The organism is Streptomyces sp. NBC_01618 (genome assembly GCF_045209435.1).
Classification (GTDB): Bacteria; Actinomycetota; Actinomycetes; order Streptomycetales; family Streptomycetaceae; genus Streptomyces.
In genome coordinates, this window is sequence record NZ_CP109297.1 from 2785581 (window position 1) to 2801673 (window position 16093).

Here is a 16093-nt window from a genome sequence, read left to right on the forward strand (position 1 = left end):
GGAACGCACCGCATGAGTGATTTCTTCTCCGCCTTCTTCGACGATCTGCCGCAATTGCGCGCGGGGCTGTGGGTGACCCTCCAGGCCACCGTCCTCGGCGCGCTGCTCGCCCTGCTCCTGTCTTTCGCCCTCGGTCTGATGTCGGTCAGCCGGCTGCTGGTGGCGCGCGGTGTGTCGCGCGTGGTCGTGGAGTTCTTCCGCGGCACCTCGCTCTACATCCAGCTGTTCTGGCTCTACTACGCGATGCCGCCACTGACGGGGTACGAACTGACGCCGCTGCTCTGCGGTGTCGTCGCCTTCGGCCTCAACTACGGTGCGTACGGCGCCGAGGTGGTGCGCGGCGCGATCAACTCCGTACCGCGCGCGCAGTACGAGGCGGCCGTCGCGCTGAACATGACGCCGCTGCACCGGATGCGGAAGGTGATCCTTCCGCAGGCCTGGGTGCAGATGATCCCGTCCTTCACCAATCTGCTGATCCAGCTGCTGAAGTGCACCCCGCTGCTGTGGCTGATCTCCGCGGCCGACCTGATGACCGTGATCCAGCAGCTGCGCGACCGTACCGGTGAGACGCTCACCGCGTACGTGACCCTGCTGGTCCTCTACTTCGTCCTGGCCTACGCGCTGACCGTGCTGATGAATCTGCTGGAGCGCGGCGCCAAGCGGCGGCTCGGCCTGGCGACCGGTGCGGGCTCGCTGCTGCGCAGCCGCAGCGCCACGGAGGCCGTCGCTTCGGCGGCCGGAGGTGGTGTCCGGTGAACGGCTTCAACTGGAACGCCGCCGGGGACGTACTGCCCCTGGTGCTCAAGGGCTTCGAGGTCACGCTGCTCGCGACCGTGCTCGGCACGCTCGTCGCCGCGGTGCTCGGGCTCGCCATCGCGGTCGCCGGGCGGGCCCCGAGCAGGTTCGTGACGGTGCCGGTGCGGGCCGTGATGGAGTTCATCCGGTCCACCCCGCTGCTCGTCCAACTGGTCGGCGCAGCCGCCCTGTTCACCTCGGTGGAACCGCTGGTGATCGGCATCGTGGTGCTGGGCGTCCACTACGCCACGTACACCTCCGAGGTGTACCGCGCCGGGATCGACGGTGTGCCGAAGGGCCAGTGGGAGGCCTGCCGGGCGCTCTCGCTCACCCCGCGGCGGACCTGGCAGGCCGTGATCCTGCCGCAGGCGGTGCGCAATGTGCTGCCCGCCCTCGGCAACTACGCGATCTCGATGTTCAAGGAGACCCCGTTCCTCGCCGTGATCACGGTGCAGGAGATGGTCTTCGAGGCCCGGCAGTACGGCGCCGCCCACTTCGCGTACACCGAGGCATTCACGCTCGCCGGGCTGGTCTTCCTGGTCGCGAGCTACCCCACCTCGCTGCTGATGAGAAAGCTGGAGAAGCGTCTTGGCCACTGAACCCCTCCCCCTGCAGAAGACCGCGCCCACGGCCCCCGCGGACGCCGTGCCGGCCGCCGTCGCGGCGACCGGCCATCCGCTGGTCCGCTTCGACGACGTCGTGAAGCGGTACGGCGACCACGTCGTCCTCGACCGGCTGGGTTTCTCCGTACGGCGTGGCGAGCACGTCACCCTGATCGGGCCCAGCGGCTCGGGCAAGACCACCATCCTGCGGCTGCTGATGACCCTCGAAAGGATCAGCGACGGGGTCATCTGGGTGGACGGCGACCCGCTGTCCCACACCAGGGGTCCCGACGGCTCGCTGAGGCCGGCGACCGAGAAGCATCTGCGCGATGCCCGGAAGAAGATCGGCATGGTCTTCCAGCAGTTCAACCTCTTCCCCAACATGAAGGTGCTGCAGAACATCACCGAGGCCCCGGTCAACGTGCTGGGCATGGACCGCGACGAGGCGGAGAGCCGCGCCCGCGAGCTGCTCGACCTGGTCGGGCTCTCGGGGAAGACCGACGCGCACCCCTCCCAGCTCTCCGGCGGCCAGCAGCAACGGGTGGCGATCGCCCGGGCGCTGGCGATGCGGCCGGAGATCCTGCTGCTGGACGAGGTGACCTCGGCGCTCGACCCGGAGCTGGTGGCGGGCGTGCTGGAACTGCTGAGCGACATCGCCAGGAACACCGACATCACCATGCTCTGCGTGACCCACGAGATGAACTTCGCCCGCGACGTCTCGGAGACGGTACTGATGTTCGATGCTGGACGTGTGGTCGAGTCCGGTTCGCCGGAAAAAATCTTCTCCGATCCCGAGCACGAACGCACACGCGAATTCCTCACCGCGGTGCTGTGACCTCGGAACTCGCCGTAAGCCCATGACTGTGGCATATGCCAGACGGGTGCGCTCCAGATGACGGAGCCGGGGCGCACCGCTTTCTCTTCAACAGCCTCCCCGGGACGGTGTTTTGGCGGCTATCGTGAGGGCAGAGCTTGCGGTCACAACCTGGTGGGGGAAACCGTGGCATTGAAGCCCGAACCGACCGCACCGTTCCACTCGGTGCAGTACGCCCTTCGCGTTCTCGAAGCGGTCTCCGAACACGGCGACGGCGTGACGGAGGCCCAGATCTCCCGGAAGACGGGGCTGCCCGTCGAGCATCTCACCTCCCTGCTGCTGACGCTGCGCCGCGAGGGGTACGTCGAGCAGATCACCGACGGCGCGTATGTCATCGGCTCCTCGCTGCTGCTCCTCGGCTCCGGGACGGCCCGCAGGCAGGCCCTGGAGGTCAGGCTCCAGCAGTCGCTGGCGCAGCTGCGCGATTCGGTCGGCGCGGCCGTCTACATCAGCCGCTACGTCGACGGCGAGATCCGGGTCACGCAGTACGCCGACGGCCCCCGCACCCCCGCAGTCAACGAGTGGGTGGACTTCCGGTCCTCCGCGCACGCCTCGGCGGTCGGCAAGTGCCTGCTGGCCCAGCTCGACCGGAACGGCCGCCGCGACCACCTCTCGCGCCACAAGACGGCCCGGCTCACCTCGCGGACGATCACCAACGAGAAGGTGCTCTTCTCCAAGCTGGACAGCCAGCCGGCGACGGTCCCGGTGCTCGACATCCAGGAGTACGCGGTCGGCACGGTGTGCGCGGCGGTGCCGCTGACCGCCGGGTCGTCGGCGGGGTGCCTGGCGCTGTCCCTGCCGATCGAGGACGCACATCGCCTGCGCACGGCGGCGGACACGCTGAACCGGCGGGCGGCTCCCGTGCTCTTGTCGCTGGCGCTCTAGGTGTGGGGGTTCGGTGAGGCCCACTGGGGTGCACCCCGGGACGGCTTTGTCCTCAATCGCCGGACGGGCTTGAGATTGGCGGGCGGGGCTTGAGATTGGCGGATGCACCTGTCGGTGTCCGATGTATCCCGTTTGTTCGGCTGTCATCAGCACCCCTTTGAAGCGGGTATTATTTTCGAGTCAGCAGGCGCCGCTAGCTCAGTTGGTTAGAGCAGCTGACTCTTAATCAGCGGGTCCGGGGTTCGAGTCCCTGGCGGCGCACAGACAACGCACTGGGCGGTTCACGTACACACGTGAACCGCCCAGTGCGTTTTTTTGCTGCCCAAAGAGATGTACGAACGTTTTACACATCCGTACTAGACAGGCGTTTTATACGCTCGTACATTTTCAGTCATGACGAACGCTACGAGCACCACCGCCGAGCGCGGCCCCCTCGCCGGTCGCCGGGAATGGACCGCCTTCGTGGTCCTTCTGCTTCCCCTCCTCCTCGTCTCGATGGACGTCTCCGTCCTCTTCTTCGCGATCCCGGCCATCGACCGGGACCTCGCACCCAGCGCCACCCAGCAGCTCTGGATCTTCGACGTGTACGCCTTCGCCCTGGCCGGCCTGCTCATCACGATGGGTTCGCTCGGCGACCGGATCGGCCGCCGCAAGCTGCTGCTCCTCGGCGCGTTCGCGTTCAGTACCGCGTCCGTCGCCGCCGCGTACTCCACCAGCCCGGAGATGCTGATCGCGGCCCGCGCCCTGCTCGGGATCGGTGGTGCGACGCTGATGCCGTCGACGATGGGGCTCGTACGCAACATGTTCCGCGACGAGCGGCAGCGCGGCCGGGCCGTCGGCATCTGGTCGGGTGCCATGGCCGGCGGGATCGCGCTCGGCTCGGTGCTCAGCGGGGTCATGCTGGAGCACTTCTGGTGGGGCTCGGTCTTTCTGATCAATGTGCCGGCCATGGTGCTGCTGCTGGTCCTGGTGCCGGTGCTGGTACCGGAGTTCAAGGACCCGAACCCCGGCCGGTTCGACTTCCTGAGCGTGCCGCTGTCGATGGGGGCCGTGCTGCCCGTCGTCTACGGGGTCAAGGAGAGCGCCGCCCACGGGCTCGATGTTCGAAACGCGCTGATCATCGCCGCCGGGCTCGTCCTCGGCCGGTTCTTCGTCCGCCGCCAGCGCGGCCACGGCAACGCGATGATCAGCCGGGAGCTCTTCCGCAACAGCGGCTTCGCGGCCGGGATCGGGCTGAACGCGCTGGCCGCGTTCGCCATGATGGGGTCCTCGTTCTTCACCACGCAGTATCTGCAGTCGGTGCTCGGCATGGGCACGATGGAGGCCGCGCTGTGGAGCCTGGCCCCGTCACTGGCGGTGGGTGCCGCCGCCCCGACGGCCACGGCGATCGCCCAACGGACCGACCGTACGCGCGTCATCTCTGCCGGTTTCGTCATCGCCGCCGCCGGTTTCGCGGTCCTCGCCCTGACCGGTACGGACTCACTGTGGCTGCTGCTCGGCGGCTGCGCCGTGATGAGCTGCGGCATCGTCACCGTGATGGCGCTCGTCTCGGACCTGGCACTGTCCACCGCCTCGCCGGAGAAGGCGAGTTCGGCGGCCTCGTTGCTGGAGACCGGGCAGGAGTTCGGCGGTGCGACGGGGATGGCCCTGCTCGGTGCGTTGGCCACGGCCGTCTACACCGCCGACATGCCGGGCTCCGCGCCGGAGGACGCCCGTAAGACGCTGGCGGGCGCGGTGGCCACGGGGGACGGCTCGCTGATCTCGGTCGGGCGGGCGGCCTTCGTGCACAGCATGCAGTACGCCTCGGTGGCGGGGGCCGCGCTGTTGCTGGCGGGCGCGGTGCTGGCCGTGACGCTGCTGCGGCGGACCACTGCGGCGGACCGGGACGGGCTGACTCTGATGAGCTAGTGCCGTGACCGGCAATGTTTGCGACGGGGCAAAGCTTGCCGGTCAGGGGCACCAGCCGTTGAGCGAACTCCTGAGCCCGGCGGCGCGGTCGGTCCGTCCCCGATCGCGGTGGCGGCGTACCGCGTCGCGGTTGGCGCACCGCTGGAGCCGGTGCATGCCCGCCCCGCCAGGTGCGGCGCGGTACCGACGGAGATCGTGGGAGTTGGATTCCGCTTCGCCGCCACAGCACCCCCCTGCGGGCCGTCAGGCGCCCTCGCCGCCGCTGCGTCCGGTGTAGAAGGCCACCGTCAAGTCCTTGACCAGCGACTTCCGTTCGTAGTCGTCCAGCTCCACGATCCCCCTGGCGGTCAGCCGGTTCACGGTGTCGTCCACCGCGTCAACCACCGAAGTCAGGACACTGTCGCGGTGTTTGGCGTCGATGGCGGCGATCCGGCGGCGCTGCATGGCCGCGGCGACCTCCGGCGCGTACTCGATGCCGGTCGGCTGCGCCGAGTACACCTCGATACCGACGGGTGCGCAGTCCGCCTTCAGCATCCGGGTAAGCGCGTCACCGACAGCCTCCGCGTTGCGCAGGGTGTGCGCGTCCTCGTGGAAGGCGTCGGCGGGCAGTTGCGAGAGGACCCGCGCCATCGCCGCCTCGACCTGCTCGCGCAGATACGCCTCGTGGTCCGCGACCCCGAGCGTCGCCCGTACGGTGTCCTTGATCCGCCACACGACGAGGACGACGACGCGCAGCGCCGTACCGTTGGCGTCCACGGCGGGGAGCGGTTCGCTGCGCCAGTGCCGCAGACGTACGTCGACCCGGCGGCGGAGCAGCAGCGGGCTGATCCACATCAGCCCGGTGCGCCGCACACTGCCCCGGTACTCGCCGAAGAGGGTCAGCACCCAGGCGTACCCGACGCGTCCGCGGCTCAGGCCGCCGAGCGCGAGAAGCACCGCAGCCCCCAGCGCGGTGAGCGCCGCCCAGGCGCCGAGCCCGATCCCGTCGTACGGACGCGAGCCGATCCCGAGCCGGGCGAGCGGGGCGACGGGCAGCGCGCCGACCGACCAGAGGACGGCGCCACCGGCCGCGATCCCGGCCAGCCCGGCGAGCAGCGCCACCCAGCCGGGCAGCGCGGGCCCCGACCGCTCGGCAAGCCGTGGGTCACCGACGGGCGCCGGACGCGTCGAAGGCCGCACCTGCGGCCCCCTCGGCGCGGGCGGCCGCCGCAGCCCAGCGGCCGGCCGGTGCCCGTCGGCCGCCCCGCGCCGCAGCACACCGGCGGGGAGCGAAGCGGCGTCGGTGTGCTCGGGGTCCTCACGAAAGAGCAGGTGTACGGGGATGGACGCGGTCCGCTCAGTGGCGATCACCGCGTGCCGCCGCTCGGCGTCGCCGGACTGCTCGGCTCCGGGGGTGGTGCGGGTGGTGCGGGTGGTGCGCGGCACCGGGTCCGCGGCGGGTGCGGCGCCCGACAAAGCAAGGCCGACCAGGACCGGTACGGGGATGGCACTCGGCTCCGGGTCCCCGGCGGGCGCGGTGACCGACGCCATGGCCGGAACGGCGGCGGCGCCCATGGCAGGGACCGATACCGAGGCCGAGGTCGCGCCGAGGGCGGAAACCTCGTCTTCGCCGGGGACGAGGTCCAGCACGAGGTCGACCACGGAGTCCGGCCCGCCATCCGACCCGGCGCCATCCGCCGAAACCGGACCCGAGGCCGGAGCCGGAGCCGAAACCGGACCCGAGGCCGGAGCCGGACACGGACACGGACCGGGGGCCGAAACCGGACCCGAGGCCGAGGCCGGAGCCGGACCGGAGGCCAAGGCCTGAGCCGTCCTCCCGTCCAAGCCCCCTCCCCCTCCCCCTCCCCCTTCCCGTTCCCGCTCCCGTGCGCTCCCGTTGTCCGGTGTTCCGGAACTGTCCGACACCGTGGATCCCATTCCTGCCTCCGTCATGCATGTCCGTCTTGTCACGCGAAGAGTCGCCGCCAGGTCTCCGGACCGGGATAGCCGTCAGCCGCTCCGCCCCGCCAGCCCTGGGCCTGCTGGAAGGCCTCGACATTGCGCCGGTCCGCCTCGGTCCACCGGGGCCCCGGTCCCGACTGGTAGTACTTGCCGTATCCCTTCTTCACCAACTGCTTGCCGAGCTTGTCGACATGGCTGTTGGACTGACCGGGGCGGAAATAACCCCGGCCGGGGAACTTCGAGTCCGAGTTCGAATCACCCTGGCCGCCCCCGCTCCCGGAGTCGGGGATGTCGTGACCGGTCCCACCGGCCAGGAGCCGCCAGGTGTGGGGGCCGGGGATGCCGTCGGCCTCCTTGCCCGTCCAGCCCTGGGCCTTCTGGAACGCCTGGGTCGCGCGCCGGTCGGCGTCGCCCCAGCCCGGCCCGGGACCGACCTCGTAGAAGCTCTGGCCACCCCGCTCCACGAGCATGTGCCCGAGCTGGGTGACGTACGCGTTGCTGGCTCCGGGACCGAACTTCAAGGAGCCCGGGAACGTCGTCGACGAGCCGCTGCCGCCGCTTCCACCGCTTCCGCCGGAGAGGCCCTTGTAGCGGTACGCGACGTAGCTGCCGGAGTGGGTCCAGTACGCCATGGGCGTCGTCTGCCTGCGGGTGTGCGGCTTCGTCTGCTCGTACGCCGAGTAGTGGGTGTGCGTGTAGTCGGTCCAACCGCCGAAGATCGTGACGTGCGAGCCCTTCGAGGGGTTGGCCGGGTTGTGGAAGAGCAGGATGTCGCCGGGCTGCAGATCCTTCCGCGCGATCCGCTTCCCGAACTTGGCGAGGCTCCCGGTCCACTCGTTGCCGGGCAGGCCCCAGGCCATCGAGACATAGCCGGAGCAGTCCTGCCGGTAGCCGTCGGACCAGTACTTGCTCATGCTGTACGGGACCTTCGCGGACACCCACTTCTTCGCGCGGTTGATGATGGCGGCCCGGCTGGTCTTGCGCAGCGTGGCCGAGGTCCCGGACGAGGACGGACCCGAGGTCCCCGTGCCCCGCACCGGGCCCGGTTCGCCCTGCGGACTGTTCGAATCCACGTCGGTCCGGTCGAGCGGATCATCCTCGCCGTCGGGGTCCGGGCCCACTGGACCGGCCGCGTCCACCACACCGGCCACCTCCGCCACCCCTTCCGCCGTCGCCGACCCCGGCGGAGCCACCGGGGTCGGCGACGGCGCCGGCGGCGCGTCCACCCTGGCCGCTCCGGCCGCCTCCGCCGCCCGGTCGCCCGGCGCGCTCGCCGCCTCGGCCACACCGGTGCCCAGCACCACTCCGGCCGCGGTGGCCAGCACCAGCGCACGGCGCGCGCCGTGCGCGGCCGGATGTCCTCCGTACCGCAGGGGCAAGGCACTCGCGGCGGCTCGCCGTTGCTCGGCGCACCCGGCGCAGGTGCAGTCGATGGCGGGTACGTACTCCTCGAAGGCCGGCACAGTCATGCGATTCCCCTCCGCACTCGTCAAGATCTTTGGGCGCATGTGCACGGGCGTCAGTGTCTCGACTCTCTCCTGACATATCGCATTTTGACGGACAGAACAGAAAAAACGACCATCCGACAGGCCGTGATGGACGGGAAATGGTCAGGACCACCCCTCACATTCGGGTAGAGTTCTTCAGGTCAGCAGGCGCCGCTAGCTCAGTTGGTTAGAGCAGCTGACTCTTAATCAGCGGGTCCGGGGTTCGAGTCCCTGGCGGCGCACGCAGAGTCAAGACCCCCTCACCACACGTGAGGGGGTCTTGCTCGTTCTCCGAAGCCGATCCCCGCACCCATTTCCCGCACCCCCTCCCCGCGCCTCCGCTTTCACGCGCGCACAGCGAGGCACCCGGCGAACGCCGTGTCGCGCTACGAATACGAGTACTCCAGCCGGCTCGCGGGCCCACCGACCCGGTCCGGACACCTCGTACCGGGTGCGGCGGCGGTGCACTGCCGCATCCCCTTCATCCCGGCACAGGGCTTCTGTCCACTCGCCCGGAAGCTGAGAGTGACCAGTTCTGAACGGTACGTCAGAAACCCTCTGGGCCAAGGACGTTCGTCGCCCTAGAGTGACGGGCACGGTCCGCCCCCCTGACCTCCCGTGTCGGCGCCGGGCTACTCCCGCAGCCCCGCGCGCCGCGGTCGAGGACCGGCCCGGCCGGCACCCCGGGGAAAGGGTGCCGGCCGGGCCGGATACAGAGGGCGTCAGGCCCGGTCGCCGCTCCCGGACTTCTCGCCGGTCAGGTAGGCCGAGACGACCACGTTCGCGTCGTACGAGTGCGAGGCCCGGTCGTAGGTGCCGCCGCAGGTGATCAGGCGGAGTTCCGCGCGGCCGTTCTTGCGGGGCCCGTAGGCCTTGTCGGCGTTGAACCGTTCCCGGGTGAAGACCTGGACGTCGTCGACGGTGAATTCGGCGACCGTGCCGTCCGCGCGGGTCACCTCGACCTTGGCGCCGGGGCGGGCCGCGCTCAGTCCGTAGAAGACGGCCGGCTCGGTCTCGGTGTCGACGTGGCCGACGAAGAGCGCGGGGCCCTTCGCGCCGGGCTCGGTGCCGTTCCCGTACCAGCCGACGGTCTGGGGCGTGTCGAACGGCGGCGGTTCGATCGCCCCGTCCTTGTCCAGCCCGCGGGCGACCACCGGCGCCTTGATGCCGATCGACGGGATCTCGACCCGCTCCGGCGCCGCGCCCTCGATCGGGTCGTGCGGTGCGGGCAGCGGAACGCCGAGGGGGCGCCCGACCGCGGCGACGTCGCCGGTGGTCGGGGCGGAGCTGGCGCCGGAGCCGTCGGTGATGTCGCGGCCCCAGAGCCACAGGCCCATCAGCAGGACGGCCCAGGCCACTCCGGTGAGCAGTCGTCCGTGGCCCTCGGGGCGGTCGGCGGTGGGCATGTCAGTCCGCGGCCGAACGGCGGCGGCGGCGCGCGCTGCGGAACGCGACGGTGACGGCCGCGACGGCGGCCAGGACCAGACCGATCACCGCGTGCACGATGCCGGGGCCCTCCTGACGGGCTTCCCGCTCGTTGAGTGCGGCGGTGCCGCCGCCTCCCGCGCGGACCGGGGCGAGGGGCGAGGCCTGGCCGCGGTCGACGACCGTGACCGTGCCGGAAACCTTGGTGCCCTTGTCGTCCGTGCACACGACCTGGATCTCGTGGTCGCCCGGGGAGGCGTCCGTGCTGAGCCGGGCCTGCGCGATGAGGCCCCCGTCCGCGGCGGGCGAGAAGCGCGCCTCGGAGACGAACACGTCGGAGTTGCCCTTGGCCTCCTTGCCCCCGCAGCTGTCCAGCCGCAGATCCACCTCGCCGCCCGGGGCGAGGGAGGGCGGGGACACCGAGAGAGCGGTACGGGAGCCCGAGCCCGTCCCCCGGTCGGTCCCGGTATCGGAGTCGGCCAGTGCGACGGAAGCCGGCACCAGGGTCGCCGCGACGACCGCGGCGGCACAGAACGTGAGGGGTATGGAACGCATCGTGAACCTCCTTAGGGCAGGTTCACTCCTCCTCGGGCTTTTCGCATCCGCAGGAGCGCGGGGGACGGCCCGCGCCTCCACCTCGGACGGCGCACCCCGCCGGGCCGGGCCCACCGTGACGGGGCCGGCCGGAACGGCGAGGGAAGCGACGACGGTGGACGGCCGGAAGGGGGACCTTCAGGCGGGCGTCAGCATGGCGCGGCGCCCGGGGACGGTCCACGGGACGTCCGGGCTACGAGACGTTCGGGCCGTGGAAGTGGTGAGTGAATAGCATGGTCATCCCGTAAGTCCTCGTTCGGCAGGAGCCGCACCCATGACAGAGCAGAAGCCCATCGAATCGTGGCTCACCGACATGGACGGCGTACTGATGCATGAAGGGGTGCCGATCCCCGGTGCGGATGCCTTCATCAAGAAGCTGCGCGATTCGGGCAAGCCGTTCCTGGTGCTGACGAACAACTCGATCTACACCGCCCGGGACCTTCATGTGCGGCTCAACCGGATCGGTCTCGAAGTGCCGGTCGAGAACATCTGGACCTCGGCCCTGGCCACCGCCAAGTTCTTGGACAATCAGCACCCCGGTGGCACTGCCTACGTGATCGGTGAGGCGGGGCTGACCACCGCCCTGCACGATGCCGGATACGTTCTCACCGACCACGAGCCCGATTTCGTGATCCTGGGCGAGACCCGGACGTACTCGTTCGAGGCGCTGACGAAGGCCATCCGGCTGATCAACAACGGTGCCCGTTTCATTGCCACCAACCCCGACAACACCGGGCCCTCCCCCGAGGGCGCATTGCCGGCCACGGGTTCCGTCGCCGCGCTGATCACGAAGGCGACCGGCAAGGAGCCGTACTTCGTCGGCAAGCCCAACCCGCTGATGATGCGCAGTGCGCTGAACACCCTGGGTGCGCACTCCGAGACGTCCGCCATGATCGGCGACCGGATGGACACGGACGTGCTGGCCGGGCTGGAGGCCGGGATGGAAACGTTCCTGGTGCTCACCGGGCTGACGAGCAGGGGTGAGATCGAGCGCTACCCGTACCGGCCGACCAACGTCGTGAACTCGATCGCGGACCTCGTCGACCTCGTCTGACGGAGGGCCGCCCGGCCCTTGGACGGGCGGTTCAGTGGCCGGGCCCGGAGCGGGGGCGGCGCATGCGGCGGGACCGGATCACCAACGCCCCGCCGGCGATCAGGAACCCCGCGACGGTGATGCCCTGGTACGGAAGGGTGGCCGGGCCGGTGCGGGCCAGTTCGGGGAGGTCGCCCTGCGCCGGGGTCCGGCCAGGTGCGAACGGGCGGGGGGTGTCGCGAGGGGCAGGGGCGTCGCCGGTGGCAGGGGTTTCGCCGGTGGCAGGGGCGTCGCCGGTGGCAGGGGTTTCGCCGGTCCCACCGATGATTCCGGTCCCTTCGGTGTCTCCGGTCCCGTTGGTGTCTCCGGTCCCTTCGGTCTCTCCCGTATCGGCCGTCTCGTCGCTGCCTCTGTCGCTGTCGACGTCGCTGTCGCTGTCGCTGTCGCTGTCGACGTAGCTGTCGACGTAGCTGTCCTCGACGACGGTGAACGGGTAGTCGTCGGACTCACCGACCCAGGACCCGTCGTCCTTCCCCGCCCCGCCGCTCGCCGCGTGCTGGCGCTGGACGATCGCCGCGTTGGCGGTGATCCGGCCGGGGACGGCGTCGGAGGTGAACGCCATTCGGACCTCGACGGTGAGCGTACGGCCCGCGGGGACGGTGAAGCCGGCGAAGTCTTCGGCGCCGTCGCCGCCGAAGACGCCGATGTGTTCGTCCTGGTCGGTGGTCTCCCAGCTGACGCGGTACTCCACATCGGGGCGGGAGGGCTCGGCGAACTCCAGCTGGATCTGGTCGGCGGTCAGCTTCCGGTCCTCGTCGGTGAGGACCAGCACCGGGTGGATGGCCCGGCACGACTCGGTGGTGGTGTTGGTCAGGTCCAGGAACCAGGTTCCGTAGCCGCCGCCGGGCGCGTAGGTGTCGGGGCCGCCGCGGAGGCGGGTGCTGATCGGGAAGTCGCCCGACTCCGGATCACCGCAGCCGGGCTGCTGGTCGGCGGTGGTGGCGTCCGGCTTCGAGACCGGGGTGAGCGACGGCGCCGCGGAGGCGGGTGCGGCGGAGGCGCCGCCGAGGACCGCGGGAACCACGCTCGCCGCCGCCAGCCCGAGCGCGAGCCCGTGCCGCGTCCGGCCGGGAGCTGGGGACGAGGACGGGTGCGGCGAGGGAGGACGGGCGGGGGCGGCGGACACGGGGAGCGAGGCGGCGGCGGTCAGGGGGAGGGACGTGGGATCGGATGCGGGACTCGGCTTGGGGGTCGGCGCGGACGGCGTGGCCGGCGGGGGTGGTGTCGGGGACATGGGGGCACCCTTCGCTGCTCGCGGGAACGGTCGGCTGGGAGGGTGTTGAAGACCTTGGCCGGACCGGGGATCGGCGGCCGGCACGTACAGCCACAAGGCGCAAGGGATGCGCGCGCCGGCCGCCACGGGTCCGGCCAAGATCTTCAGCACCCGCCCAGCCCTGTGCGCCGGAGTTCAACGGTTCTGGGCCGCGACACTGTCACGCACGCGCGTGGCGCCCGGCACCGACATGCCGGAGAGCCACCCGGACGGCGGCCGGGAACCGCTCGACCGGCCCAGCCCCCGCGCCCCGGCCCGTCCGGGCTGGACGCTTCGGCAACAGCGTTGCTTAAGTTCACCCATGACCACGACTGGCAACACGACTCACGAGACGCACGGACTGTCCGAGGCCCCTCTGTCGTCCGGGACCCCTCGGCTGTCCGGGACTCCCCTGCGCGTCGGACTCGTCGGCTACGGCCTGGCGGGTTCCGTCTTCCACGCCCCGCTGATCGCCGCGACCGAGGGCCTCGTCCTCGACACGGTCGTCACGTCGAGCGAGGAGCGGCGGGCGCAGGCGCGCGCCGAGTTCCCCGACGTTCGGTTCGCCGGGTCGCCGCAGGAGCTGTGGGGGCGCGCGGACGAACTCGATCTGATCGTGATCGCCTCGCCGAACAGGACCCATGTCCCGATCGCGACCGCCGCGATCGAGGCCGGTCTGCCGGTCGTCGTGGACAAGCCGATCGCCGGTACGGCCGCCGAGGCGCGGGAGCTCGCGGCCCTCGCCGAGGAGCGCGGGCTGCTGCTCTCGGTGTTCCAGAACCGCCGCTGGGACAACGACTTCCGCACCCTCGCCCGCCTGGTCGCGGACGGCGAGCTGGGGACCGTACAGCGCTTCGAGTCCCGTTTCGAGCGGTGGCGCCCGCAGCCGAAGGGCGGCTGGCGCGAGTCGGGCGACCCGGGGGAGATCGGCGGGCTGCTGTACGACCTGGGCAGCCATGTCGTCGACCAGGCGCTCGTGCTGTTCGGACCGGCGGTGCGGGTGTACGCGGAATCCGACGTACGCCGCCCCGGCGCCGCCGCCGACGACGACACGTTTCTCGCGATCACCCATGCCGGCGGGGTCCGCTCGCATCTGTACGTCAGCGCCACCACGGCCCAGCTCGGGCCGCGCTTCCGGGTGCTCGGCTCGACCGCCGGCTACGTGAAGTACGGCCTCGATCCGCAGGAGGCCGATCTGCGCGCGGGCGCACGCCCGGCGGCGGGTCGGCCGTGGGGCGAGGAGCCCGAGGAGCTGTGGGGCCGGATCGGTTCGGGCGAGTCCCCGCTGACCGGCGGCGGCGCCCCGGTTCCTACGCTGCCGGGCGACTATCCCGCGTACTACGCGGCGGTCACCGACGCGCTGCGCGGAAAGGGCGACAATCCAGTGACCGCCTTCCAGGCCGCAGCGGCCCTGGACGTACTGGAGGCCGCCCGCCGCTCGGCCCGCGAGGGGGTCACCGTGACCCTGCCCGCCATATCCCCGTCCGCCTCCGCCGACACCGAGGAGGAGCCCGTATGAACCCCACCGCTCCGACCATCTCCGAGCTCATCGCCCAGGAGCGCCGACTGACGCTGCCGCATTTCAGCTACGACGACGCGTACGCGCTCGGCGGCCTGCTCGTCGCGATGGCCCGGGAGAGGCACGCCCCGATCGCGATCGACATCCGACGCGGCGCGCAACAGCTGTTCCATGCCGCACTGCCGGGATCGAGCGCGGACAACGACGCCTGGATCGACCGCAAGCGCAGGGTCGTGGAACGCTTCGGCGAGAGCTCGTACTTGGTCGGATCCCGATTCCGGGCGAAGGGCACGACGTTCGACGACGCCTCGCGCCTGGACCCGGACGCGTACGCCGCGCACGGCGGTTCGTTCCCGATCGCGGTCGAGGGCGCGGGGGTCATCGGCTCGGTGACGGTCTCGGGCCTGCCCCAGGCGGAGGACCACGCCTTGGTGGTCGAGGCGCTGGAACACTTCGCGACGACGATCGGCGCATGACGCGAAGGAGGGGTGGGGCGCTGCTCGCACAGCACCCCACCCCTCCGATCTTTACTCCCCATTCCGATGGGTCGCCCCAGGGCCTCACCCTCGGACCCGCACCAGCCGATCAAGCCCACGCCGGCCGATCAAGCCCACGCCGGCCAAATCCAGCCCGTCCGGCGATTGAGGACAGCTTTCAGCCCGTCCGGCGACTGAGGACGAAGCGGCCGCCCGGGCGCCCCCGGGCAACCGCCCCACCCCCACCCCCGCCGCTACGCGTCCTTCAGCTCCTGCCGCTGCCGCCCCAGCCCGACGACCTCCAGCTCCACGACGTCCCCGGCCCTCAGGTACGGCTTGGGCTCGGGCCGCCCCAGGGCGACCCCGGCCGGCGTCCCGGTGTTGATCACATCGCCCGGGTACAGCGTCATGAAGTGGCTGAGATACCGGACCACTTCGCCCACCGGGAAGATCTGATCGGCCGTCGTGCCGTCCTGCTTCAGCTCACCGTTGACCCAGAGCTTCAGCGGCAGCGCCTGCGGATCGGCGATCTCGTCCGCCGTCACCAGCCACGGCCCCAGCGGGTTGAACGTCTCGCAGTTCTTCCCCTTGTCCCAGGTGCCGCCGCGCTCGATCTGGAACTCGCGCTCGGAGACGTCGTGCGCCGTCGCGTACCCGGCGACGTGCGCGAGCCCCTCCTCGGCGGACTCCAGGTACCGGGCGGTGCGCCCGATGACGACCGCGAGCTCGACCTCCCAGTCGGTCTTGACGCTGCCGCGCGGCACCAGCACCGTGTCGTCGGGCCCGATGACGGTGTCGGGCGCCTTGAAGAACAGGATCGGCTCAGTGGGGATCTGCGCGCCGGTCTCGGCGGCATGGTCGTGGTAGTTCAGCCCGATGCACACCATCTTGCCGATCCGGGCGAGCGGCGGACCGACCCGCAGCCCTTCCGCGTCGAGCTCGGGCAGTTCGCCGGGCGCGGCCGCGGCGGCCCGCACCCGGGCGAGCGCGGACTCGTCGGAGAGCAGCGCGCCATCGATGTCGGTGACGATCCCCGACAGGTCACGCAGGGTTCCGTCCTCGTCCAGCAGCGCCGGTCGTTCCGCGCCGGCCGTACCCACACGAAGCAGCTTCAACGGTGTTTCTCCCCTAGGTCGAGATCGGGCCCGTCGGATGGGTGGCGGCCATCGCAGGCTCGCCCGATCGTCCAAGACATCCGATCATTCCGCAAGGCCCTGTTCACACAGTGGACCGGCGCACTCG

General features: G+C 70.9%; 14 protein-coding genes and 2 tRNA genes. 10 read left to right on the forward strand and 6 right to left on the reverse strand.

What is annotated here, in order from left to right; translation table 11 throughout:
• Positions 1-12: 12 nt before the first annotated feature.
• The 6 genes from ehuC (at position 13) to OH735_RS13075 (ending at position 5064) form a co-directional block, all read left to right on the forward strand.
• Positions 13-756 (forward strand): ectoine/hydroxyectoine ABC transporter permease subunit EhuC, encoded by a 744-nt coding sequence (gene ehuC / locus OH735_RS13050; RefSeq protein ID WP_406381643.1) that lies wholly within the window; start codon positions 13-15, stop codon positions 754-756.
• Positions 753-1394, forward strand: coding sequence for an ectoine/hydroxyectoine ABC transporter permease subunit EhuD (gene ehuD / locus OH735_RS13055; RefSeq protein ID WP_406381645.1), 642 nt, complete (start codon positions 753-755; stop codon positions 1392-1394). Before ehuC ends, ehuD begins: the two co-directional genes overlap by 4 nt.
• Positions 1384-2232, forward strand: coding sequence for an ectoine/hydroxyectoine ABC transporter ATP-binding protein EhuA (ehuA, locus tag OH735_RS13060; RefSeq protein ID WP_406381646.1), 849 nt, complete (start codon positions 1384-1386; stop codon positions 2230-2232). Before ehuD ends, ehuA begins: the two co-directional genes overlap by 11 nt.
• 165 nt (positions 2233-2397) lie before the next feature.
• A complete protein-coding gene (locus OH735_RS13065; RefSeq protein ID WP_406381647.1) occupies positions 2398-3156 on the forward strand; it encodes an IclR family transcriptional regulator C-terminal domain-containing protein in 759 nt (252 codons plus the stop codon).
• A 187-nt stretch (positions 3157-3343) separates the two neighbouring features.
• Positions 3344-3417, forward strand: a tRNA-Lys gene (locus OH735_RS13070).
• Positions 3418-3549: 132 nt separating this feature from the next.
• A complete protein-coding gene (locus OH735_RS13075) occupies positions 3550-5064 on the forward strand; it encodes an MFS transporter (RefSeq protein WP_406381649.1) in 1515 nt (504 codons plus the stop codon).
• 243 nt (positions 5065-5307) lie between these two features.
• Here OH735_RS13075 and OH735_RS13080 read toward each other — a convergent pair whose 3' ends face one another.
• Both OH735_RS13080 and OH735_RS13085 read right to left on the reverse strand, forming a co-directional pair.
• Positions 5308-6996, reverse strand: coding sequence for an SPFH domain-containing protein (locus OH735_RS13080; RefSeq protein ID WP_406381650.1), 1689 nt, complete (start codon positions 6994-6996; stop codon positions 5308-5310).
• A 14-nt stretch (positions 6997-7010) separates the two neighbouring features.
• A complete protein-coding gene (locus OH735_RS13085; RefSeq protein ID WP_406381651.1) occupies positions 7011-8474 on the reverse strand; it encodes a peptidoglycan-binding protein in 1464 nt (487 codons plus the stop codon).
• 186 nt (positions 8475-8660) lie between these two features.
• Here OH735_RS13085 and OH735_RS13090 point away from each other — a divergent pair.
• Positions 8661-8734 (forward strand) — tRNA-Lys (locus OH735_RS13090).
• 480 nt (positions 8735-9214) lie between these two features.
• Here the strand turns inward: OH735_RS13090 and OH735_RS13095 are convergent.
• The gene (locus OH735_RS13095; protein ID WP_406381652.1) at positions 9215-9898 is read right to left on the reverse strand and encodes a class F sortase; all 684 of its coding nucleotides are present in this window, start codon (positions 9896-9898) and stop codon (positions 9215-9217) included.
• Between the two features lies 1 nt (position 9899).
• Entirely contained in the window at positions 9900-10472 is a 573-nt protein-coding gene (locus tag OH735_RS13100; protein WP_406381654.1) for a hypothetical protein, read from the reverse strand.
• A gap of 313 nt (positions 10473-10785) precedes the next feature.
• On the opposite strand from OH735_RS13100, the gene OH735_RS13105 reads away from it, so the two are divergent.
• Positions 10786-11565 carry an HAD-IIA family hydrolase gene (locus tag OH735_RS13105; RefSeq protein ID WP_406381655.1) on the forward strand — a complete coding sequence of 260 codons (780 nt, stop codon included), beginning with the start codon at positions 10786-10788 and terminating at the stop codon, positions 11563-11565.
• A 31-nt stretch (positions 11566-11596) separates the two neighbouring features.
• Here OH735_RS13105 and OH735_RS13110 read toward each other — a convergent pair whose 3' ends face one another.
• The gene (locus OH735_RS13110) at positions 11597-12838 is read right to left on the reverse strand and encodes a hypothetical protein (protein WP_406381656.1); all 1242 of its coding nucleotides are present in this window, start codon (positions 12836-12838) and stop codon (positions 11597-11599) included.
• Positions 12839-13178: 340 nt separating this feature from the next.
• On the opposite strand from OH735_RS13110, the gene OH735_RS13115 reads away from it, so the two are divergent.
• Positions 13179-14375 (forward strand): Gfo/Idh/MocA family oxidoreductase, encoded by a 1197-nt coding sequence (locus tag OH735_RS13115; protein ID WP_406381657.1) that lies wholly within the window; start codon positions 13179-13181, stop codon positions 14373-14375.
• A complete protein-coding gene (locus OH735_RS13120) occupies positions 14372-14851 on the forward strand; it encodes a heme-degrading domain-containing protein (RefSeq protein ID WP_406381658.1) in 480 nt (159 codons plus the stop codon). The genes OH735_RS13115 and OH735_RS13120 overlap by 4 nt, the downstream gene beginning before the upstream one ends.
• Before the next feature lie 254 nt (positions 14852-15105).
• Here OH735_RS13120 and OH735_RS13125 read toward each other — a convergent pair whose 3' ends face one another.
• On the reverse strand, positions 15106-15966 hold the full coding sequence (locus OH735_RS13125) for a fumarylacetoacetate hydrolase family protein (protein WP_406381660.1): 861 nt from the start codon (positions 15964-15966) through the stop codon (positions 15106-15108).
• Between the last annotated feature and the right edge of the window lie 127 nt (positions 15967-16093).

Coding starts and splice junctions, on each gene's coding strand:
- OH735_RS13105 (WP_406381655.1), top strand. CDS start 10,786: ATGACAGAGCAGAAGCCCATCGAATCGTGGCTCACCGACATGGACGGC.
- OH735_RS13075 (WP_406381649.1), top strand. CDS start 3,550: ATGACGAACGCTACGAGCACCACCGCCGAGCGCGGCCCCCTCGCCGGT.
- OH735_RS13115 (WP_406381657.1), top strand. CDS start 13,179: ATGACCACGACTGGCAACACGACTCACGAGACGCACGGACTGTCCGAG.
- OH735_RS13080 (WP_406381650.1), bottom strand. CDS start 6,996: ATGACGGAGGCAGGAATGGGATCCACGGTGTCGGACAGTTCCGGAACA.
- OH735_RS13110 (WP_406381656.1), bottom strand. CDS start 12,838: ATGTCCCCGACACCACCCCCGCCGGCCACGCCGTCCGCGCCGACCCCC.
- OH735_RS13085 (WP_406381651.1), bottom strand. CDS start 8,474: ATGACTGTGCCGGCCTTCGAGGAGTACGTACCCGCCATCGACTGCACC.
- OH735_RS13120 (WP_406381658.1), top strand. CDS start 14,372: ATGAACCCCACCGCTCCGACCATCTCCGAGCTCATCGCCCAGGAGCGC.
- OH735_RS13095 (WP_406381652.1), bottom strand. CDS start 9,898: ATGCCCACCGCCGACCGCCCCGAGGGCCACGGACGACTGCTCACCGGA.
- ehuC (WP_406381643.1), top strand. CDS start 13: ATGAGTGATTTCTTCTCCGCCTTCTTCGACGATCTGCCGCAATTGCGC.
- OH735_RS13100 (WP_406381654.1), bottom strand. CDS start 10,472: ATGCGTTCCATACCCCTCACGTTCTGTGCCGCCGCGGTCGTCGCGGCG.